This is a genomic window from Actinomadura sp. KC345 (assembly GCF_004348515.1).
GTDB lineage: Bacteria > Actinomycetota > Actinomycetes > Streptosporangiales > Streptosporangiaceae > Spirillospora.
Genome location: NZ_SMKH01000126.1, coordinates 1 through 20,866, shown reverse-complemented (window position 1 = coordinate 20,866; position 20,866 = coordinate 1). Strand labels below are relative to the sequence as shown.

The following is a 20,866-nucleotide window of genomic DNA, read 5'->3' as shown; positions in this document are numbered from 1 at the left end:
GGGCCTGACCGAGAACGAGGGGGTGGGATTCGTCGCTCCCGAGGCGGATCCGCCGGCGCCGGCCGCGCCGACCACCCTCGACTGGGTGGCAGCCGCCAAGAGCTCCGCCGAACTTCCGGCGCCCATCGTGCACACCGCACCGGACGGCAAGACCTATGTCAGGATCCGGACATCCCTCTGGGTGGACGGCTTCCGGGTGGTGAAGACCGACCCGATCGGCGGCGGCGGGCAGTCGATCCAGGCCACGGCGGACCCCGTCTCGGTCACCTGGAACATGGGCGAGTCCCGGAAGCGGTGCGAGGACGCGGGCAGCAAGAGCGGCGAGACCTGCAACTACACCTACAAGCGGTCGTCGACCGGGCAACCGTCGGGCGCGTACCAGATCACCGCGACCATCACCTGGAACCTCACCTGGAGTTGCGACGGACCCGCCTGCGCCCCCACCGGCGGCGACCTGGGCGCCGAGACCGTGACGTCGCAGCCGACGCCGCTCGTCGTGAGTGAGATTCAGACCAACACGGGACAGTGATGTCGAGCGGGCACCGGCTTCCGGGGTTCGTGGAACTGGCGGAGTTGGGGGCCGGGGCGCAGGGCGAGGTGGTGCTCGCGCGGCATGAGTCCGGTGGGCGGCCTGTTGCGATCAAGTATCTGGCGTCGGGGTCGCTGGGTGACACGGCGGCGCGGGACACCTTCCGGGCCGAGGCGCAGATGCTCAAGCGGGTGGTCGACCCGCACGTGGCGCGGCTGCTGGAGTACCTGGAGTCGCCCTGGGGCGCGGCGATCGTCCTGGAGGCGGTCGCCGGGCGTCCGCTGCGGAAGGTCCTGGACGAACACGACGGGCCTTTGACGCCGGAGGCCGCGCTGACGACGTTGAAGGGATCGTTGCTCGGTTTGGCGGCGGCCCACGCGGTCGGGGTCGTCCACCGGGACTTCAAGCCCGCCAACGTGCTCGTCCAGGACGACGGGCAGAGCAAGCTGATCGACTTCGGGGTCGCCGTCCTGACCGGGCAGAGCGGCCGCGCCGGAACCCCCGCCTACATGGCGCCCGAGCAGTGGGCGGGCGAGCCGGCCACTCCCGCGACCGACCTCTATGCCGCCACCTGCGTCTTCGTGGAAAGCATCAGCGGTGAGAAGCCGTTCCCCGGGACGACTTCGGAGGCGCTGATGGCGGGGCACACCACCTCCCCGCCGCCGCTGGAACGGGTTCCCGAGCCGCTGCGTCCGCTCATCGGGCGCGGCATGGCCAAGGCCCCGTCCGACCGGATCTGGGACGCCCTCGAATTCGTCGGGGAACTCGAATCGATCGCCGTCCAGGCGTACGGACCCGACTGGGAACGGCGCGGGCTCCTCGCGATCGGCGCCGTCGCGGCGGCCGTGGCGACCACGGTCCCGTTGGCGGTGCTGGGAGGCGGGCTGCTCGCTCCCGGCGCCGCCGCCACGGCCGCAGGCACCGCCACCTCCGGTGTGGCGGGCTCAGGGGTGATGACCACTGCGCAAGGGGCCGCGACCGCGGACTTCATGGCCAAGACCGGCGCGTCCACGTCCAAGGGCTTCCTGGCCAAGGTCGGCGGGGCGAAAGGAGCCGCGGGCATCGGCACCGCCGGGGTGGGAGCCGTGATCGCCGCCTGGGTGATCTGGCCTTCGGGTCCGGGAGTCGGCAGGGAGAGCCGCGGAGGCATCCATGCCTACTTCACCCGGCCGGGCGCCCTGACCGGGCAACCCCACATGCCCGCCTCCGCGACTCCGTACATGGATTTGATCATGACGGTCACTCCGGCCAGGGTGAAGCCCGGGACGAGCCTGCGGCTGGTCCAGCGGTTCCGGGCCCGGACGCCGTCCGGCGCGAAATACCTGCCGGGCGGCCGGCGCCAGTGCTTCGGCGAGGACACGGAACGGACCGACGTCGTGGGCAACTACAAATTCGGGTGGAACAGCACCGACTTCCCGTCCTACGGAAAGCACCTGGCCTTCTACCGGATTCCTCCGGCGAAGCCGAAGCAGCTCCCGACGGGAACGGGTGCCGTCTTCGTCCAGGCCAAGAGCAAGCAGAGCGGCGAAGCGCAGCCCTATATCCAGGCGGAATGCGCCTACGAGAGCAGGTGGACCGAAACGTTCACACTCCGGGTGCCGGGCCCGGAGATCCTGGCACCGGGGACCTACCTGGTGTCGAGCATCGCTCCGATGCGCATCACGGGCACCAGAGAAGGCGTCACGCAGGAGGCCATGGGCACGGTCAACGAAGGCGCCGCACCGGTCGTCGAGGTGCTCGACGGATGAGGGGCGGCCCGCCCAGGCCCGGCGGCACCTCCTCACCGCGATCATCCTGTTGAGAGCGTCAGCCAGGCCCCAGCCCAGCGCGCACGGCGAAGACGGCCAGGCGTATCCGGTTGGGGCAGTGGGTCTTGGCCAGGAGCGCGGCGACATGCGTCTTGACCGTGGTCACGCCGAGATGGAGCCGGGCGGCGATCTCCTGGTTGGTCAGCCCGGCGGCGACCAGGGCCAGGACCTGGCGCTCACGGGGTGTGAGATCGCCGGGGTCGGTCTCGGGGCGGGCGCTGACGGCCCGTTCGACCAGCCGGCCGAGTATCTCCCGGCTGAACGGCGTCTCGCCCGCGGCCGCGCGGCGCACGGCGTCCAGCAACTCGCCCGGCGGTGCGCTCTTGAGCAGGAACCCGCAGGCCCCGGCGGCCAGCGCCGGATACAGGTGGTCGTCGTCACCGAAGGTGGTCAGCGCCAGCACCCGGGTCTCCGGACGGGCGGCCAAAGTGCGCTCCGTGGCGGCGGTGCCGTCCAGACCGGGCATCCGCAGGTCCATGAGCACCACGTCGGGAGCCAGGCGTCCGGCCAGTTCCACGGCCTGGCGGCCGTCGGCCGCCTCCCCGGCGACCACCATGTCGTCGGCCGAGTCGCAGAGCATGCGCAGGCCCATCCGGACGAGTTGCTGGTCGTCGGCGATCAGGACGCGGATCACGGCCGCACCACCGCGGGAAGGGGCAGCCCGGCCGACAGCCGCCAGCCGGGCCCGGCCGGGCCCGCCTCGAAGGTGCCGCCGAGCAGGTCCACCCGTTCGCGCATGCCGATCAGCCCGTGGCCGGGCGGCGCCGGACCGCCCCGTCCGTCGTCGCTGATCACCAGGTGAACGGCGTCGTCGACGCGCACCGTCAGGCGCACGGTCGCGCGCGGCCCGGCATGCCTGGCGGCGTTGGCCAGCCCTTCCTGGACCAGCCGCAGCAGCGTGGTTCCCCGCACCGGATCCAGCCCCGCCACGGCCGGGTCGATCGACGCCTCGACCGCCAGGCCCGCCGACCGGCCCCGCTCGACCACGCGGTCCAGCGCGGCGGGCAGCGCCGCCGGCTCGACCGGCGGCGGATCGCCGTCCACGGTGGCCGGGTCGCGCAGCACCGCCACCAGGTGGCCGAGGTCATCGAGTGCCGCGGTACCGGTGGCGTGCAGATCGTCCAGGACCTCGCGGACGCCGGGGCCGGAGTCGGGGAGGACATGCCGGGCCACCCCGACGCGCAGGATCATCGAGGAGACGTGGTGGGCCACCAGATCGTGCAGCTCGCGGGCGATCGCGGTGCGTTCGGCGGCGCGGGCCGCACGGGTCTCGACGGCGGCCCGCTCCGCCGCCGCCCGCGCGGCCGCCCGTGCCGAACGGATGTAGGCGCCGGTCAGCAGCAGCACCGTCAGGAAGACCGCCACGCGGAACAGCGCGGACGCCACGTCCGCGAGCGGCTCGCCGATCCAGCCGCAGGCGACCGCCAGCGCGAACGCGACCGCCCCGGCGAACAACTCACCTGCCGGACGGCGCACCGCCAACTCGAACAGCGCGATCGCCAGCATCCCCTTGACCGGCATGACCACGGCCGAGCCCGCCGCCTCGCTGATCCCCAGCAGCACCGACAGGCCGGCCACGGCGGGCATCGGCCACCGCACGGCCGCACCGTACGCCCCGAATCCCGCCAGCACCAGCGCCCAGTCGCCACCGCCGCCGGGACGGTGCATGAGCGCCAGGTCCCCGGCCGCCAGGATCGCGACCAGCACCAGTCGCAACGGGACGAACCAGCGCGATACGAGGCTCTCCACCCGGTCGGCGAACACGCACCGATCCTAGATCGGCCGGTCCGCCACGGGCCTCCGCCGCGAGCAGGAGGGCGGCCTCCTCCAAGTGGCCGCCGGCTCCGGGCTCACCGGCCGATGTGCCGCGCGTCCCGGCACCGCTGTGATGGAGGCATGACTCTCATCGGCTTCGGCCGCGCGTTCGCGGTCCTCATCAGCGTCACCACGTTCGTGTTCCTGTTCGTGAACGACTCCTGGCGCGGCGACAACCTCTTCCTGGTGCCGGATCTGATCCTGTGCGCCCTGCTGCTGGTCGCCGCGGCGCTTCCCGCCCCGTACGCCGCGCCCGCCATGGGCCTCACGCTCGCGATGTGCACCGGCGTCTTCACGGCCTCGGTGTCCTCGTACGCCGTGCGCGGGGAACTGGGCACCGCCAGCCTCCTCGGCGTGGTCGGATGCGCGGCGATGGCCGTGCTGTTGCAGCGGCATCACTTCGGCAAGGGCGGTCGCACCGCGCCGCGGAGTCAGGAAGCTCCGCGCGGAACCGTCTAGATGTTGCGGGCCATGACGTTGGTGACACGGTGTCGCACTGATGGACTTCAGAGGTCACCGCTTGGTCGGTCATGGTGCCCCGTCACGCCGTGCCGACGCTGGCGACCAAGCATGATTCTCTGAGCACATGGATCCGTCGATTCGACTTCACCAGATCCTCCCACTGGTCGAACGTCAGCACTCGGTGATCGAGCACCTGCGGGCTCGGCATCCGAAGGTGACGACGGCCCGGCAACTCGCCGATCTTGTGGGAGTCAGCTCACGCACAATTGAACGGGACGCTGCCCGTCTGCGAGAGGCAGGAGTCCCGCTCGAGGTGACCGTTGGCCTGCGAGGTGGGTATCGACTCGCTGCCACGGACCGCGACTGTCAGGTGCGGCTGTCGCCAGGTGAGGTCTCAGCTCTCATCGCTGCCTTGGTGTCGATCGGCCCATATAGCTCGGCCACCGCCCGAAGTGCCTTCGACAAGCTCATCGCGGCCCTCGGCTTGAGCGAGGACCCAGAGCAAACACCGACATAGCCTTGACGGCATTCGCTCTTAGAGTCGAAGACATGAACAACTCCGAGATTGACGACTACCTCACTCGCTACGCAGCGACGCTCACGACCTTCGACTCCAAGGCCGCGGCCGATCTGTGGGCCACACCCGGAATGATCATCGACGACCGCTTCGCCGGCGTGGTCAACGACCGCGAGTCCATGGCCCAGGGCCTGGAGCAGTCATACCCGCTGTACCGCGAGCTCGGACTGGCCTCGGTCAGTTACGAGCACCTGGACACCCGGCACCTCACCGACGCGATCAAGCTTGTCCAGGTCCGCTGGCTCTTCAATGACGCGGACGGCAACCAGCTCACCGATAGCACCGCCTACTACATCGTCCGCCGTGATAACGACGGACTGCACGCCTGTGTCTGCGTCCAGACCGATGACGCCGAGAAGCTGCAGACCCTTGCCGCCGAACGTGGCATTGACCTAGCAAAGTTCACGAAGAGCTGAATCGACGCAGACGTGAAGGTCCCCTCCCGAATCGCAGTCACGGAGGCCCGCCCATGCCTCACCGGAACGCGCCTTTGAACGTCGAAGGGCGGCGACGCCTGATCGAACGTTGCCGTACTCGTCCGATTGCGCATGTCGCGGCTGAGATGGGCATCTCACGTGCCTGCGCGTCGAAGTGGGTCAACCGGTGGCGACGACACGGCGACGCCGGGCTCATCGATCGTCCCTCGACGCCACACCGGAGCCCGAACGCGACACCAGTCTGGGTCATCGAGCAGGTCCAGACCTGGCGACGCGAACGCAAGTGGTCCGCCCAACGCATCACCGACGAGCTCGCCGACCTTGACTTCACGATCAGCCGCCGCACCGTCACCCGGCACCTGACTCGACTCGGGCTCGGTCGACGCCGGTTCATCGACCCAGGTGGGGACAACAACCGCAAGCCAGGCAAGATCACGGCTCGCTGGCCCGGCCACATGGTGCACCTGGACGTGAAGAAGGTCGGCCGAATCCCCGATGGAGGTGGGTGGCGAATCCATGGCCGCGACAGCAATCAGGCCAAGGCCGCCGACCGCGCCAAATCAGCTGGAGCAAAACGCGGCTACATCTACCTGCACTCGGCCGTCGATGGTTTCTCCCGACTCTCCTACACCGAGCCCCTCAGCGACGAGAAGGGCGCAACCGCGTCGGCGTTCCTGGCAAGAGCGAAGATATGGTTCGCCGCCCACGGCATCGTCCACATACACCGCATCGTCACCGACAACGGTGCCTGTTACCGCTCCAACGACTTCGCACGGATCGTCGACGATCAGACCCGGCATCAAACGACTCGGCCGTACACCCCACGCCACAATGGGAAGGTGGAGCGCTACCAGCGCATCCTGGCCGAGGAGCTGCTCTACGCTCGCGAGTTCTCCAGCGAAGCGGCCCGCTCCGACGCGATTGCCGTCTGGAACATCCACTACAACTATCACCGACCGCACACCGGCGCTGACGGCATGCCACCGGCCTTACGGCTTCGGACGGGCGTCACGAATGTCCGGCCCTCATACATCTAGAGACGGCTGTGTCCCTCTTCCAAGCCGGGCATGCGCCGCATATTCGTGCGGCGGTCCGCTGATCGGGCTCTTGGGGCCGTGGGAGGCGACAGAAAGTGGGAGGGATTTTCGTCCCTCCCACTTCGGTTGCGACGCGAGATCACGCACCGCGCCTGTTCATCCCCCGCTTTCCGAAGCGATTTCCACAGGGGATCGATGCTCTACCGCTGAAGCGAGACCGAGGAGCCGTTACCGCTGCTCGTCGTTCTCGTGGTTGGCCTGATCGGTGATGATGTCCGCGAACTGCTGGTACGTCGGAGCCAGGTCCGGGTTCTCTGCCACGTTGTCGGCCTGGGCGTTGACCGTGGAAGCGTCGTCGGCCCACTGGTCCGGAGTCCTCGTCATTTTCCTCTCCCTCTACTTTGTGGCGTGATTCCGCGTTGAACGGATCCACTCGACTGTCCGGTGGTTGACACCGTGCGCAACGTACGCCCCCCGGAGCACGGTCAGGACCACCGGACGCCGCTGTGCGCCCGCACCCGGACCCTTCGTGCCGCGCGGCCGTCCGGGACCGTGGCTTCGCCGTTCATCGCGGCTTTAAGCCCCTCGGGCGATGACGCCCAGATGAGGCGGGGCCCGGAGGCGCGCCACACCCCGGTCCACCGACACGGCCCAGCCGGGGAACCGGCGCCGCAGACCGGCCAGCGCCTCTACCTCGTTCACTCCGCGCCGTCGGGCAGCAGCGCCCAGACCGCCTTTCCGCCCCCGCCGACCGGCAGGGCGCCCCACTCCTTGACCAGCGCGCCCATCATCGCCAGCCCGCGCCCGCCTTCGCTCATCAGGTCGGCCGACGACGCGACCGGGAGGACGTCGCAGGAGTCGAAGACCTCCACGACCGTCCCCTTGTCGGCCTGGACGACCCGCACAGTCGCCGTCGCGCTCGCAGTATGCCGCAGGACGTTCGTGACCAGCTCCGACACCACGACCTTCGCGATGTAGGCGTCCTGATCCAGCCGCCCCAGGACGTCCTCCACCCAGTCCCGAGCCACCTTGATCGACTCGGCCTGAACGGGGACGACGATCTGCGCGGGTCCTTCCATGAACGATCACCTCCGATTCTCGTGACTCCCCGCACAGAATCCACTCCAAGGCGTAATGTGACCACGAAACAACGACAACGCACGCATGCCGGTTCCAAAGAGTGTGAGCCGGTTTCAAGGAGGTGTGCCCCGTTGGCGGCGCGCAAGCCCACTCGACAGACGATCACCTTCGGCCAGGAAGTGACCCGACTCCGCCACGAGGTCGACCTATCACGACTTGAACTGGCCAAACGTGCTGCCGTAAGCCGCAGCTACATCGCCCAGGTGGAGAACGGCGCCACTCGATGCCGAAGGGACTTCGCTGGACGTCTGGACCAGGCCCTCAAGTCCGGCACCATACTCACCGACCTCTGGGACGACATCCTCAAGTCCTCGCCTCACCCCAAGTTCTTCACCGACTACTCGGTAGCGGAGTCGTCCGCAGAACTCCTGCGAATGTACGCAGAGACGTTCGTTGTCGGACTACTGCAAACGGAGGAGTACGCCCGAGTCCTGCTGCCCACGCAAGAAGCACTCGAAGGCCGTCTCAAGCGACAACAGATCCTGGAGCGTGAAGTACCACCGAGAATCGTGGTGGTCCTGGCAGAAGTCGTTCTGACTCGACAGGTGGGTACTCCTGAAGTGATGTACCGCCAGTGTGAGCGCCTGCTTGAGGTATCCGAGCGGGAGCATGTGACCCTTCAGATCGCTCCCACGGCATACTACCGAGGCGTCTCCGGCACCTTCAGCATCGCGACGCAACCTACCGGCGAGGATCTCCTCTATCAGGAAATGTCGACCGGGGGCGTTACATCCCAGGAGACGAGCGATATCTTGCACTGCGTCAGTGCGTTCGCTGAGATGCAGGCGCGATGCCTGAGCGTCAGCGACTCCCGGGACTTCATACGGAAGGCGATGAACCAGTGGACGATGTGACATGGCGCAAGTCCCGGCGGAGCAACGACCAGGGCGGTGAGTGCGTGGAACTCGCCGCCCTGACCGCGGGGGTGGGCGTGCGGGACTCCAAGGACCCCGGCGGGCCGAAGCTCCACCTTGACCCGGCCGCCTTCCGCGCCCTCCTGACCGACCTCAAGCAGCAGTAGCCTTCCGAATCCCCGCAGAGCTCCGGCCAGGCTGGCCGGAGCTCTGTGAACTACAGGGAAGACCACATCCGGAACCCCTCACCATGGGTTCCGTCCAAAACCCGTGTCTTCGCAAACGGCCGGTCGAGCGTTGATTGCGTTGGCGCTCGTCGTTCCTGTCGGCGTGGCGACGCCCGAGCGGGCCTGCGCGTGCAGTTGCGCTGCCATGACCGACCAAGAGGCGTTCACCGGGGCCGGTGGCGTCCTCGCCGCCGTCGCGGAGCTGGGGGCGGCCACTGCTCGCCGAAGAACGATGCTACGTGCGATCGCCACCCGCATCCCCGTTGGTCAGGCCTGGCGCGGTGCCGACAGGAGCGGACGGTCGCCTGGGTGAGGTGTCCGCCGTCAACCGGCTTCCCTGGTCGGGCAACAGTCCGGCACCGAGCTGACGGGGTCCGCCCTCCTGGTCGCGGACAGTACGGATCGGTCACCCACCGTGCGCACGCACACGCCTTTGCCGCCGACGCCAGGCCAGATCATGGAGAGACCTATGATCGAAACGGTTCACACGACTCTGGACTTCCCCGCCGCGGACCGGTTCGACCACTGGCGGGAATGGATGAGCCGCACCCACTCTCCGGTGGATCTCAGTAGCGAGCACGCCGCGGGTTTCCGTGCGCACACGCGCGTCATACGCCTGGGCGAGGTGACCGTCTGGCCGTCGAGCGTCCAACCACTGGTGTCCCACCGGACAGCGAAACTCATCAGACGTTCCGACCCCGATACCTACAATCTCACGCTCATTATCGAAGGGATGGCAGGAGCCGTCTGGAGCGACAGTGGGACCGAATACCGGGCTTTCGACCTGCACAGTCAGAACTCCTCGCGGCCGTGCACCGTTTGGATAGGACGAAATGAGCCCGTGGTCAAGTCCGTGGGAGTGGAGATCCCCAAGGATCTGGTGGCGCTGCCGCGGAAGAGCGCCGACAGGGCGGTCGACCGGCGCCTCTCCGGGCGGGAGGGTGTCGGCGCGCTGCTGAGCGATTTCGTGACCCGCCTCTGCACGGATACGGACAGCTACGCGCCGACCGACGGCCCGCGGCTCGGCACCGTGCTGGCCGATCTCGCCTCGGCTCTGTTCGCCCACACCCTCGATGCCGAACGGGACCTCTCCCCCGAGGCTCACCAGCGGACCCTGGCCCTGAGGGTCCGCGCCTTCATCGGCAGGAATCTCCACGACCCCGACCTGACGCCCCGTGCCATCGCGGCCGCGCACCACATCTCCACCAGCTACCTGCACCGCCTTTTCGAGGACGACGACGTCACCGTCGGGGCCCTGATCCGCGGGCAGCGCCTGGAAGGCGCTCGCCGTGATCTGTGCGATCCCACCCAGCGAACGGTTCCCGTCCACCGGATCGCCGCCCGCTGGGGGTTCTCCCATCACTCGACCTTCACCCGGGCCTTCCGATCCGCCTACGGCGCCTCGCCCCGCGACTACCGCGAGGCGAACCAGGAACCGGATCAGGGGCATCACGCCCGAAACCTCTGAACAGGTCCCAGCCGGTCGCCGAGCATCCCACCGGCCGCAGGCCCGTCACGAGCCGAGCCATGTTCGGCGATCGTCGAGGTACCGCGGGTGGACGCCTGGTCAAACAATCATGGAGTCATCGTCAAATACTTGTCGACAGGTGCCGTGGCAGCCTGAAAGCCATTCCAGCGCGGGATTCCCGATTCAGGGTTCTCCGCGGTTCGCCGCCCCCTTCTCCCATATTCGGCTGAGGGGCGTCATCCCTCTGAGGGAGGATCATGAACGGTACGGGCCATCGAGGCCGGAGCACCGCCGGCTATGCGGGCCTCACCGTACTCATCGGCTCGGTCATCGCCGTGGTGCTGGCCAGCGGGGTCTCCGTCGCGTTCGCCAAGAACTGCGAGGGCGCCCATTGCCGGCCGACCGGGGCCGACTGCGCAGGAAATCCGCCACAGGCTCACACCCGGGGTGCCCTCGAAACCACGGCGGTATCCCTCGGGAGAACACTTCCGGACCCCCCGGCCGACTGGAGCAACTTTCTTCCGCGCCCTCGGATTCCCAAGCCGACGTGCAATCCCGACCCCAACGCAAAATGGGCCGAGGGTCTTCACGCACACAACGACTACCATAATCGCAGACCTCTCCTCGACGCCCTCGAAAACGGCGCGACGAGCGTCGAGGTCGACCTGTTCCTCGACTCGGACGGCCAACTCTACGCCAAGCACGACTACGAAGAGGCCAAGGGAACCCAGTTCAAGGACGTCTACATCGACGGACTTATGGAGCGCGCCGAAAAGAATGGCGGCCAGATCTATCCGGGGCGCGATCCGGCAAAGCTCTTCCAGATCATCATCGAACTCAAGGAACCCAACATGCAGGAGGGGGAGATCCCCCCGTGGGTCGTGGACGGGAGGACCAAGGAGAACTACCTGCACTCGAAGCGCGTCGACGCGTACTGGACGGCCATCAGGCAGACCGAGGAACTGCGGACCCGATACCCGAACGTGCAGGTGGTCTTCAGTGGCGGCACTCCTCGGCACCTGGCCGGCACACCCGATCCGCTGACCTGGAAAGTTCCGCAGAACGTCGTCTACGACATCTCCCCCGGGAATGGCTGCACCCTGCCGCCCGAAGTCGACCCGCAGGCGCCGCGACTGCCCAGCGAGCCGTTCGACCGGACGTACGCGGAGAACTTCGTGATCCTCAACGGCAATTGGTTCGAGTGCGGTGACCGCGACCACGACCTCAAGATCAGCGACGAAGAGCAGCGGCTACTGAACGACCTCGTCCAGAGGACGCACGATATCGGCCTCAAGGTCCGCCTCTGGGACGGACCCGACGGCAGGCTGCGCTCCAGCCCCGCCCAGGCGGGACAGTTCATACCCTGCCACTGGCCCTATCCGGAATGCGATGAGGCCCACAAATGGGCGAAGTGGAAGGCGCAGCAAAAGGCAGGCGTGGATTACCTCAACACCAACCACCTCACCAACGGCAGGGAGTGGATACGCTACTGCGGCCGTAAACCGGTATAGCGGCGTCCAGGCCGTCCCGGACCGCCACGGTCAGCCTCGGGCGAGGCTGACCGTGGCTCGGTCCGGACACGTCGGAGCCGCACGGCACGGGTGCGTGATCCTGAGTCGCGGCCTTGGAACGACTGCGAGGATGGTTCGGGTCGCCGACCCTGGAGGGCGCCTGTGGTGGAATCGCTGGTCGTTGATCGTGTTCTCGGCGACCGTCCGTTCGCCGAGGTCGGGTTTCCGGCGGTGGCGGGCGTCGGCGAGCGGCGGGGGCTCGTCGTCGTCGGTGGCGAGGTCGGTCCGCCCGGGTGGCAGCCCGGTCTTCTGACCAGCGGGCGGAGCACCCGTCGCATCGGGGTCTATGACATGGACGGCCTGCGCTGCCGACACCTCCTGCCGTCGCGGTGGCCCGTCAACGCGATCGCGTTCCATCCGGTTCTGCCGCTGGCGGCCGTCGGCACCGGGAGTTACGACGGCGGCTTCTTCTACAAGGGCGAGTTGCTCCTGTTCGACCTGCTCTCGGGTGAGGCCGTATCCGCCTTCGCCTCGGACCGGGAGGTGCGGTCCGCGCGGTGGCGGAACGAACGCCGACTCGACCTGGTCCTGGCCGCGGTCGACGATGAGGACGGTGAGTCTGACTCCTGGTGTTTCGCCGTGTCCATCGCGCGTGACGACTGGGCGGCCCTGCCCGCCGAGGCGATCGGTCCGGCCGAGCTGGACGGGAACCGCGTGCCGTCGGTGCCCGGAGGCGCTTCGAAGGCGGCACTGCGCACCCTGGAATCGCTCAGCGCGGCGCGCCGGAACGAGACCTTCACGCCGCGCCGCCAGGTCCGGGCGGTGGAGCCGCTGCGCGACGGCCGGGTCCTGGCCGCGCTGGACGAGGTGCGGCTGGAGTCGTGGCTGCCGTCCGGTCTGCGGGAGTGGGTGGCGCCGGTGCCCGGTGGTGGCGGCAGGCGGATCGTGGTCGCGCCGGACCAGCGGACGGCCTGGGTGGAGGTCCAGTGGGCTCCCGGCTGGGACGGATCCCGGGTGCGGTACCGGCCGAACGGCGCCGAACTCCTTTCGCTTCAGAACGGCGAGGTTCTGCGTCCCGCCGGATCGCACACCCCTGTCGCGGTGACCGGGAGGCAGGACGGCTGGGTGATGCTGCTGGACACCCGGCACGCCCCCACCGAGGCCGCCACCACTCTGGTGTCCCCTGACCAGGAGGAATCGGCGCCCGTCGACCTGGGCCAGTACGAGTTCGCCAACACCACCTTCGTCATCCGCCGGAGCCCGGAACTGCTTTTCCTCCAGCCCACACCGCGCGGCGTGTGGATCGCGGCAGTGGAGCCCTCCGGCGCGGTCCGGCCGCTGTTCCCCCTGGATTGGGACACCGGACGCGGTGCCCGGCTCTTCGGCGGGCCCGGCGTCCGGCTGCCGGAGGCCCTGGTCCATGCCTGCACCGTCGTCCCCTCCGGTCCGCGCCGGCGGATCGAGGCGTTCGTGGTACGGCGCCGGGCGGATGGCGAGCCCGAATGGGTCTTCGAGTGCGACGCCGTCGTCACGGCGATGGACGCCGCCGGGGACACCGTCCTGGTGGCGCTGGACTCGGGCGAGGTCGTCGCTCTGGGCGCCGCGGACGGCCGGCTCCGCTGGAGGCGGTCGCTGATCGTCCACGGCATGCCCACCTCGGGGATGTCGCTCGCGGTAACGGAGTCCGGCCGTGTCCTCATCGGCACCGCGGACGGGCGCATCCTCGACGCCCGATACTGAACCGCGACTCCGGATTCCCCGCCTGCCCGAAGCCGACGGTCAGACCTTGACGGGGGCGGCGGTGTCCGCCGGTTCCTCGCTGGTCGCCGCCGAGCGGCCCGGGATCAGCGCCAGGGCGGCCAGGCCGCCGACGAGCGCGACCCCGGCGGCGGTCAGCATGCCGAGCCGGTAGCCCTCGGTGAGGGCGGCGGCCGCGATGCGCTCGCCGTCCTGGAGGACGTGCGTCGTACGGGCCGTGGCGATCGCGACCACGACCGCCAGGCCGAGCGAGCCGCCGAACTGCTGCGCGGTGTTGAACAGGCCGGAGGCGAGGCCGGACTGCTCCTGGCCGGTGCCCGACGTCGCCCCGACCGTGGTGGTGACGAACGCGAGGCCGCCGCCGACGCCGATCACGATGGACGGGCCGAGGACGTCCACCAGGAAGCTCCCGTCCACCGACATGCGGGAGAACCAGGCCAGCCCTGCGGCGACCACCAGGAGCCCGGCCGCCATCGGGACCCGGACACCGATGCGGGCGATGAGCGCGGACGCCGACCCCGCCGTCACCGCCATCACCACCGCGAGCGGCAGCGCGGCCAGCCCGGCCTTGACCGGGCCGTAGTCCAGCACCTGCTGCATGTAGAAGGTCATGTAGAAGAACATCGGGAACATCGCCATGGTGCTCAGCAGGGTGACGATGTTGGCGCCGCGCAGCCCCCGCAGGCGGAAGATCCGCAGCGGGACGAGCGGGTGGGCGGCACGGGCCTCGATGACGAAGAAGAGCGCGATCAGGAGCAGCGCCAGGGCTCCGAGGCCGAGGGTCTGGGCGGAGGCCCAGCCGGCGTTGTCGGCGTCGACGAGCGTGTAGACGAGCAACGCCAGCCCGCCGGTGGCCGTCACAGCGCCCGCCAGGTCGAAGCCGCGGGCGGCGGAGTCCTTCGCCTCGGGCAGCAGCACGGGCGACAGCGCGATCGCCAGGACGCCGATCGGCACGTTGACGTACAGCGTGGACTCCCAGCCGAGCCACTCGGTCAGCCCTCCGCCGAGGATCGACCCGGTCGCGCCGCCCGCACCGGCCACCGCGCCGACGACGCCCATGGCCTTGTAGCGCTCGGGGCCCGCCGGGAAGAGGGTCATGATCAGCGACAGCGCGGCCGGGGCGACGATCGCGGCGCCGACGCCCTGGACGGCGCGGGCCCCGACCAGCATCGCCGCGTTCACCGACAGCGCCCCGACGAGGGAGGCCACGGCGAACAGGCTCATGCCGGCCATGTACATGCGGCGCCGGCCGATCAGGTCGGCGGCCCGCCCGCCGAGCAGCAGCAGGCCCCCGAATGTCAGCGTGTAGGCGTTGGCGACCCACGAGAGGTCCTCGGGCGCGAACGCCAGGTCCGTCCCGATGGACGGCAGGGCGACGCCGACGATGGACGCGTCGAGCACGAGCACGAACTGGGTGGCCGCGAGGAGCGCGAGCGCGAGCCCTCGACGCCGGGATGCCTGTGTCATCTTCACCTAACTCGGAGATCTGGGAGTCGCCGCCATGACGAGCGGCGGCGAACGGAAGTGACGCTAAGGCAAAACTCGACCTCGTCAGCTTTGCGTCAAACGCGCGCGTCAAGACCTGCTTCCACTCCGGCGGCTCAGCGGCGGCCGGGCCGAGTTCCAGCAGGTCAGGCGTGGAGGGTGGGGCGGTAGGTGAGTTCCTGGATGTCGCCGTCGAGGGTGCGGTGCTCGATCAGGTCGAGGTCGAAGTCGGCCGCGCCCTGGAAGATCGGGTCCAGGCCCGTCCGGCCGGTGATCACGGGGAAGAGCGTCACCTGGACGCGGTCGACCAGGCCGGCGGCCATCAGCGACCGGTTCATCGACAGGCTGCCGTGCGAGCGCAGCGGTACTTCGGACTCCCGCTTGAGCCGGGCGACGACGTCGACGGCGTCGCCGCTCACGATGTCGGCGTCCGGCCAGTCGCCGGAGTCCTCCAGTGTGGTCGACACCACCGTCATCGGCAGGCGGGTCATCCGTGTGACCCACGGGTCACGCACATCGGACTCCTCGGTGCTCGACGCCAGCATGCTCGTGAACATCCGGAACGTGGTGGCTCCGAAGACCATCCGCTGCTCCTCGCTGTACAGGGCGAGGCGGTGGGCGAGGAGCTCGGGGCCCTGCTTGCCCCAGTAGCCGGTCCAGTCGCCGCCGGCGGCGCCGAAGCCGTCGAGGCTGGAGAAGACGTCGAAGGTGTAGGTGGCGGCCATGGCGCTCTCCCTTGTGCGGTTGATCGCGTGTCGGGGATACAGACCGGTGAGCAGGGCGGAACTCATCGCCGTCGAGACGGGGTGAGGGACTGGACGGCTGAGGGGGCGGCGGGGCCGCTGGTAGGATCGCGGCTCGTGGGTAGCCGGTTGCAGTGACGCACCCACGGTCCCCCGGGCCGGTGTGACGCGGTCGATTCGCCGCCGGTGCCCGATCGTCCACAGTGAGGTTCCCGGTTTGCTCTCCCCGCTCGCCGAACGCCTTCCCAAGGCCGGGGCCGTGCTGCGGAGCAACTGGCTGTTCTCGGTGGTGCTGCTCGCGGCCGTCCTGCTGCGGGTCATCGTGATGCTGGGGTTCCGGGGGCCGTTCTGGTTCAACGACAGCTACGACTACCTGGCGATCGCGAACGACCCGTTTCCGCATCCGCTGCGTCCGTCCGGCTACGGGGTCTTCCTGGGGGCGCTGAAGCCGTTCCACAGCCTGGCGCTGGTGATGCTGCTGCATCATGGGGCGATCGTGGGGCTGGCGGTGGCCGGGTACCGGATGCTCGTCCGGGACTTCGACGTACGGCGGGTGTGGGCGGCGCTGGCCGTCACACCGCTCCTGCTGGACTCCTACCAGATCACGCTGGAGCATCTGCTGCTGTCGGACACCCTGTTCACCGTCCTGGTGTTCGGGGCGATGCTGGCGCTGGCGAAGCCGGGCGCGACCGGGTGGCGGCGGGCGGCGCTGGTGGGGGCGCTGCTGGGCCTCGCGGTCGTCACGCGGACGGTCGGAGCGCCGCTGTTCCTGCCGGTGGCCCTGTACCTGCTGGTCCGGCGGACGAGATGGCCCGCGCACGTGGCGCTCGCGGCGGCGTTCCTCCTGCCGGTCGGCGGGTATGCGGTCTGGTTCCAGCAGGAGCACGGCCGGTTCGCGATGACCGGGACGGACGGCGTCTTCCTGTGGGGGCGCACGGCGGCGTTCGCGGACTGCGAGACGTTCGCGCCGCCCCCGGACCTGGCGCGGTTCTGCCCGCGTGGCGAGAAGGGCGAACGGCTCGCCTCGTCCCACCAGATCTGGCACGAGGACTCGCCGCTCGGATGGACCAGCGGTGAGGCGTTCGACGAGGCGACGAACAAGGACGCGCAGCGGTTCGCCCTGTGGGCGATCCGGAACCAGCCGGGCGAGTACGCGGAGGTCGTGGCGTACGACTTCTTCGTCCGGACGTTCTCGTGGAACCGGAGCCAGTACCCGACGATCGGCACGGAGGCCCGGTACCACTTCCCCACGAAGCCCACGGAGCGGTACCCCGACATGCCCGTGCTCGGCGCCGGGAATCGGCAGTCGGTCGTGGACGAGTACTCCCGTGACGCGGGACGGCTCCACATCGTCGACCCGTACGCCGGGTGGATGCGCGGCTACCAGGAGCGCGTGCGCGTGCCCGGGACGGTGCTCGGCGGCATCCTGCTCGTGGGCGCGGCGGGGATCGTGTGGCGGCGGGCGCGGGCACGCACCGCGCTGTTCTGGACGTCAGCGGTGACCTTGCTGGCCGTCCCGCCGGTCACGGTGGACTTCGACTACCGCTACGTCCTGCCCGCGATGCCGTTCGCGTGCTTCGCGGCGGCGATGGCGTGGGGACGCCGCGTCCCGTCCGATCCGTCACGGGGGACGCCGGTCGAGGCGCGGGAGGCGGAGCCGGAGGCCGAGGCGGCCCGCACCTGACACGCGCTCGCGTCGGGATGCTCCGAGCCGGGCGACACCGTGTCCTCCTGTGGCCGCGGTATTTCCCGGCGCGGTGTTTCCAGCAAAGCATCCCCGATCGCATGATCTTGATAGATTCTCGTCGCGAGGGGGCGATGGTGAACGAACTGGTGCGCTGGCAGACCGAGAACGGGACCGTCGTCGTGGAGACCGACGACCGGGAACCGGGGTTCCAGTCGGTGTCCCGCGCGGGCGAGATGATCCATGACGCGGCGGGCAGGTTCGAGGACGCCTTCCAGAACGTCCGGGACGCGGCGGAGGCGGCGCTCGCGTCGCTGCGCGGAGGCGCCCTCGACCCCGACGCGGTCGAGCTGGAGTTCGGCGTCAAGCTCAACGCGGCGGCCGGGGCCGTCATCGCCAAGACCTCCGTCGAGGGGCATCTCAAAGTGAAGCTGACCTGGGGCCGGCCGCTCGGCGCGCCGCCGGAGGAGCCGGAGGGAGCGTAGCCGCACCGTGGACGACTGGCAGTGGCGCGCCTGGGTCGGCCATCCGGCGGGCGGCAAGGTCGGCGCAGCGTTCCTCGTGACCGCGACGCGGCTGCTGACCTGCGCGCACACCGTCCACGGGCTGACCGAGGCGCGCGTCGGGTTCCCCGGGCTGCTGGAGGATCTGCCCGCCACGGTCGTCTCGCGCGGCGACTGGCGGCGCGCGGGTGACACCGGCGATGTCGCGGTGCTCGAACTGCGTGCGCCCGTCCCGTACGGACCCGCTGCGCTCGCGGATCCGTCGGGCCTGCGCGAGCGCGTTCTCGACGGCCGGACGTTCAGCGTGTACGGCTTTCCGCGGCGACCCGACCAGAACGAGCGGCACGCGAGCGTGACGACGTCGCCGCATCGGGAGATGCGGCGCGAGTGGCAGGAGCTGAAGACCGCGCCCGGCGACTGGCTGGAGGAGGGCTACAGCGGGTCGGCCGTGTACGACCCGGCCACGGACGAGGTCATCGGCATGGTGACCAACGCCGAGCTCCGGTATGACGAGCGCGCCGACCTCGGCTGGATGCTCCCCGTCTCCCACATCCGGACGTACTGGGAGGAGCTCGACGACCTGCTGCCGCTGCGGTGGCTCACGGCGGAGGCGCGGCGGGAACTGCGGGAGATCCTGGACGGCGTCCGCTTCACCGATCCGCTCGGCGCCGACCTCGAACGCGTCGTCGGACGGCCGGCGCTCGGCGGGTTCCGGTCCGCGTGGGGTTCGGTCCGGTACGTCGCGGAGGGCTGGGACGAGGAACGGCTCGTCCGGTACGTCGCGGCGCTCGGAACGCATCTGCCCGAGGCGCGGCGGCAGCGGCTCGCGGCCTGGTCCGCGCGGCACCTGCCGCGCTCCGCGCCCGCAGCCCCGCGCTCCGGGCCCGCGTCGGTGATCGTGCGGCTGGAGCGGGTGACGTTCGACAACGCCTTCGACGTCACCGTGCACACCTGGATCGACGGCGCGGAGGGGCCGTCCCGGCAGACCGAGCGCGTGCCCGAGAAGCGGGTCCGCCCGGCGGTCGAGACGGGTGTGGCGGGCGTGGTGCCCGCACTGATCGGACGCGACTGGATGATCGAGTTCGCGGTGCCGGAGAGCTGGCTCGGCAAGCCGTTCGAGCAGTGGTACCTGGACCCGCGCAACAGGATCCAGATGCGCAAGTACCCGGTGGTCGTGCGGGACGTGGAGCGGCTGCGCCCCGACTCGATCCGGCGCGACCAGGCCCACCACCGGTGGCGGCTGCTGAACGAGCGCGGACGCAGCGACCCGCGCCCGATCGCGTGCGACGCGCCGCGCAAGGGCAGCCACTTCCAGGACTGGCTGGAGGCCAACGTCGACTTCTGCGTGCTCGTGTACGGGTCGCGTCCGGTGAAGAGCTGGCTGACGGCCGCGCTCAACAACGGCATCCCCGTCATGCTGTGGACGCGGACGCCGTGCGACGCCTCCGCGCACGACACCTGCCGCGGGCATCGCGTTCTCGACGAGCTGACCACCGCGGTGGGCGACAAGCACCCGGGCGACCTTCCCCGGGTCGCGCTCGCCCTCCGCAAGGAGGCGCTGCTCGTCCCCAAGGACAAGCCGCACTGCGGCCGTGAGCTGACCCTGCTGTGGGACGATCCGTCCCGGCTGCCCGACCCGCCGCTCGCCATGGAGGTATAGGTGCCCGACTGGCTGCTCTACACCGGGAGCCGTCGCCCGCACGACGGCATCGACCGCCTGCCTCCTCCGCCGCCTTGGCGCGCGTTCGGCGGCAAGCCTGTACTGCGGTCGCCGAAGGGCCCTTCGGGGAACGTGCACCATGCGACCACCTACCGGCCGTCCGACGATGCCGTGCAGCAGGTCAACGCCGCCCTGTATCTGCGTCGTCCGCTGCTGGTGACGGGGCCGCCCGGCACGGGGAAATCGACGCTGGCCTATGCGGTGGCCCATGAACTGAAGCTCGGACCTGTACTGCATTGGCCGATCACAAGCCGGACGACGCTGCGCGACGGTCTCTACCAGTACGACCCGCTGACGCGCCTCTACGCGGCCGGACGCGACGAGGCGCCCGACGTGGAGGACATCGGGCGCTACATCCGGCTCGGCCCGCTGGGGACCGCCCTGCTTCCCTATGGCCGTCCCCGCGTGCTGCTGGTGGACGAGATCGACAAGAGCGACATCGACCTCCCCAACGACCTCCTCACCATCTTCGAGAAGGGCGAGTACGAGGTCCCGGAGCTGACCCGCCGCGCCGAGCCCTCCGCGAAGGTCATGACCGCGGACGGACCGTCCTCCAGCCCCCACCCACCGCCATCCGAAGGACGAGCTCCGCTCGACTGGCCCGGGGCCCGCGTCACGGTCACCGCGGGGACCGTCCGCTGCAACGCGTTCCCGCTGGTCGTGATGACCAGCAACGGCGAGCGGGAGTTCCCGCCCGCGTTCCTGCGGCGCTGCGTCACCGTCGAGCTGCGGCAGCCCTCGGGCGAGGCGGAGCTGTCGGCGATCGTCCGCGAGCACCTCGGGCCGCTCGCCGACCAGAGCGACGACCTCGTCCGGCGCTTCTTCGAACGGTCCGCGTCCGGGACGCTGGCGACCGACCAGCTCCTCAACGCCGTCTACCTGTGCCGCCACGCCGACGCCGAGGACCGCCGTGCCCTCGCCGACCAGATCATGCCGTACCTGACCGGTCCCATCGATGACGATTGACCGGTTCCGGGAGGTCCTGGGGGCGGTCGGGCCGCCGCCGGACGCCCGCGAGCTGAGCGAGATGCTGTGGCTCGCCTGCCACATCTCACCTCCCGAGGAGGAGTCCCTTCCTCCCCCACCGGTCACCTCCCCGCAGCAGGGC

20 protein-coding genes and 1 pseudogene are annotated in these 20,866 nt (G+C 69.8%); 15 read left to right on the top strand and 6 right to left on the bottom strand.

What is annotated here, in order from left to right; genetic code table 11:
• Together E1281_RS21260 and E1281_RS21255 are read left to right on the top strand one after the other, a co-directional pair.
• Positions 1-529, top strand: a pseudogene (locus E1281_RS21260) (hypothetical protein); the annotation flags it as partial.
• Positions 529-2,277, top strand: a complete 1,749-nt coding sequence (locus E1281_RS21255; protein ID WP_131880859.1) for a serine/threonine-protein kinase — start codon at positions 529-531, stop codon at positions 2,275-2,277. The pseudogene E1281_RS21260 and the gene E1281_RS21255, both read left to right, overlap by 1 nt.
• Before the next feature lie 58 nt (positions 2,278-2,335).
• Here E1281_RS21255 and E1281_RS21250 read toward each other — a convergent pair whose 3' ends face one another.
• On the bottom strand, positions 2,336-2,971 hold the full coding sequence (locus tag E1281_RS21250; protein WP_131880857.1) for a response regulator transcription factor: 636 nt from the start codon (positions 2,969-2,971) through the stop codon (positions 2,336-2,338).
• Positions 2,968-4,101, bottom strand: coding sequence for a histidine kinase (locus tag E1281_RS21245; protein WP_207943403.1), 1,134 nt, complete (start codon positions 4,099-4,101; stop codon positions 2,968-2,970). Before E1281_RS21245 ends, E1281_RS21250 begins: the two co-directional genes overlap by 4 nt.
• 132 nt (positions 4,102-4,233) lie before the next feature.
• On the opposite strand from E1281_RS21245, the gene E1281_RS21240 reads away from it, so the two are divergent.
• From E1281_RS21240 to E1281_RS21225, 4 genes are all read left to right on the top strand, one after another.
• A complete protein-coding gene (locus E1281_RS21240; protein ID WP_131880855.1) occupies positions 4,234-4,611 on the top strand; it encodes a hypothetical protein in 378 nt (125 codons plus the stop codon).
• A 127-nt stretch (positions 4,612-4,738) separates the two neighbouring features.
• Positions 4,739-5,131: an HTH domain-containing protein gene (locus E1281_RS21235; RefSeq protein ID WP_131880853.1), complete on the top strand. Its 393-nt coding sequence runs from the start codon at positions 4,739-4,741 to the stop codon at positions 5,129-5,131.
• Between the two features lie 32 nt (positions 5,132-5,163).
• Entirely contained in the window at positions 5,164-5,607 is a 444-nt protein-coding gene (locus E1281_RS21230; protein ID WP_131880851.1) for a hypothetical protein, read from the top strand.
• Between the two features lie 53 nt (positions 5,608-5,660).
• On the top strand, positions 5,661-6,665 hold the full coding sequence (locus tag E1281_RS21225; protein WP_131880849.1) for an IS481 family transposase: 1,005 nt from the start codon (positions 5,661-5,663) through the stop codon (positions 6,663-6,665).
• A gap of 228 nt (positions 6,666-6,893) precedes the next feature.
• On the opposite strand, the gene E1281_RS40365 is transcribed toward E1281_RS21225, so the two are convergent.
• Together E1281_RS40365 and E1281_RS21220 are read right to left on the bottom strand one after the other, a co-directional pair.
• Entirely contained in the window at positions 6,894-7,049 is a 156-nt protein-coding gene (locus E1281_RS40365) for a hypothetical protein (RefSeq protein ID WP_165959028.1), read from the bottom strand.
• 314 nt (positions 7,050-7,363) lie between these two features.
• Complete coding sequence (locus E1281_RS21220; protein ID WP_131880847.1) at positions 7,364-7,744, bottom strand: ATP-binding protein; 381 nt, start codon at positions 7,742-7,744, stop codon at positions 7,364-7,366.
• 132 nt (positions 7,745-7,876) lie between these two features.
• On the opposite strand from E1281_RS21220, the gene E1281_RS21215 reads away from it, so the two are divergent.
• The 5 genes from E1281_RS21215 (at position 7,877) to E1281_RS21195 (ending at position 13,605) form a co-directional block, all read left to right on the top strand.
• Positions 7,877-8,659, top strand: coding sequence for a helix-turn-helix transcriptional regulator (locus tag E1281_RS21215; RefSeq protein WP_165959027.1), 783 nt, complete (start codon positions 7,877-7,879; stop codon positions 8,657-8,659).
• Positions 8,647-8,826 (top strand): DUF397 domain-containing protein, encoded by a 180-nt coding sequence (locus E1281_RS21210; RefSeq protein ID WP_243717202.1) that lies wholly within the window; start codon positions 8,647-8,649, stop codon positions 8,824-8,826. The genes E1281_RS21215 and E1281_RS21210 overlap by 13 nt, the downstream gene beginning before the upstream one ends.
• A gap of 529 nt (positions 8,827-9,355) precedes the next feature.
• Positions 9,356-10,354 carry a helix-turn-helix domain-containing protein gene (locus E1281_RS21205; protein ID WP_131880842.1) on the top strand — a complete coding sequence of 333 codons (999 nt, stop codon included), beginning with the start codon at positions 9,356-9,358 and terminating at the stop codon, positions 10,352-10,354.
• 257 nt (positions 10,355-10,611) lie between these two features.
• Complete coding sequence (locus E1281_RS21200; RefSeq protein WP_131880840.1) at positions 10,612-11,865, top strand: hypothetical protein; 1,254 nt, start codon at positions 10,612-10,614, stop codon at positions 11,863-11,865.
• 162 nt (positions 11,866-12,027) lie between these two features.
• The gene (locus tag E1281_RS21195) at positions 12,028-13,605 is read left to right on the top strand and encodes a PQQ-binding-like beta-propeller repeat protein (RefSeq protein ID WP_131880838.1); all 1,578 of its coding nucleotides are present in this window, start codon (positions 12,028-12,030) and stop codon (positions 13,603-13,605) included.
• Positions 13,606-13,644: 39 nt separating this feature from the next.
• Here E1281_RS21195 and E1281_RS21190 read toward each other — a convergent pair whose 3' ends face one another.
• On the bottom strand, positions 13,645-15,090 hold the full coding sequence (locus tag E1281_RS21190) for an MFS transporter (protein ID WP_131880837.1): 1,446 nt from the start codon (positions 15,088-15,090) through the stop codon (positions 13,645-13,647).
• A gap of 164 nt (positions 15,091-15,254) precedes the next feature.
• The gene (locus E1281_RS21185) at positions 15,255-15,833 is read right to left on the bottom strand and encodes a dihydrofolate reductase family protein (RefSeq protein ID WP_131880835.1); all 579 of its coding nucleotides are present in this window, start codon (positions 15,831-15,833) and stop codon (positions 15,255-15,257) included.
• 235 nt (positions 15,834-16,068) lie between these two features.
• Here E1281_RS21185 and E1281_RS21180 point away from each other — a divergent pair, with 235 nt between their 5' ends.
• The 4 genes from E1281_RS21180 (at position 16,069) to E1281_RS21165 (ending at position 20,724) form a co-directional block, all read left to right on the top strand.
• Positions 16,069-17,535: a hypothetical protein gene (locus tag E1281_RS21180; protein WP_131880833.1), complete on the top strand. Its 1,467-nt coding sequence runs from the start codon at positions 16,069-16,071 to the stop codon at positions 17,533-17,535.
• Positions 17,536-17,636: 101 nt separating this feature from the next.
• A complete protein-coding gene (locus E1281_RS21175; protein WP_243717200.1) occupies positions 17,637-18,020 on the top strand; it encodes a CU044_2847 family protein in 384 nt (127 codons plus the stop codon).
• A 7-nt stretch (positions 18,021-18,027) separates the two neighbouring features.
• On the top strand, positions 18,028-19,698 hold the full coding sequence (locus E1281_RS21170) for a trypsin-like peptidase domain-containing protein (protein ID WP_131880832.1): 1,671 nt from the start codon (positions 18,028-18,030) through the stop codon (positions 19,696-19,698).
• On the top strand, positions 19,699-20,724 hold the full coding sequence (locus tag E1281_RS21165) for a MoxR family ATPase (protein ID WP_131880830.1): 1,026 nt from the start codon (positions 19,699-19,701) through the stop codon (positions 20,722-20,724).
• Positions 20,725-20,866: the final 142 nt, after the last annotated feature.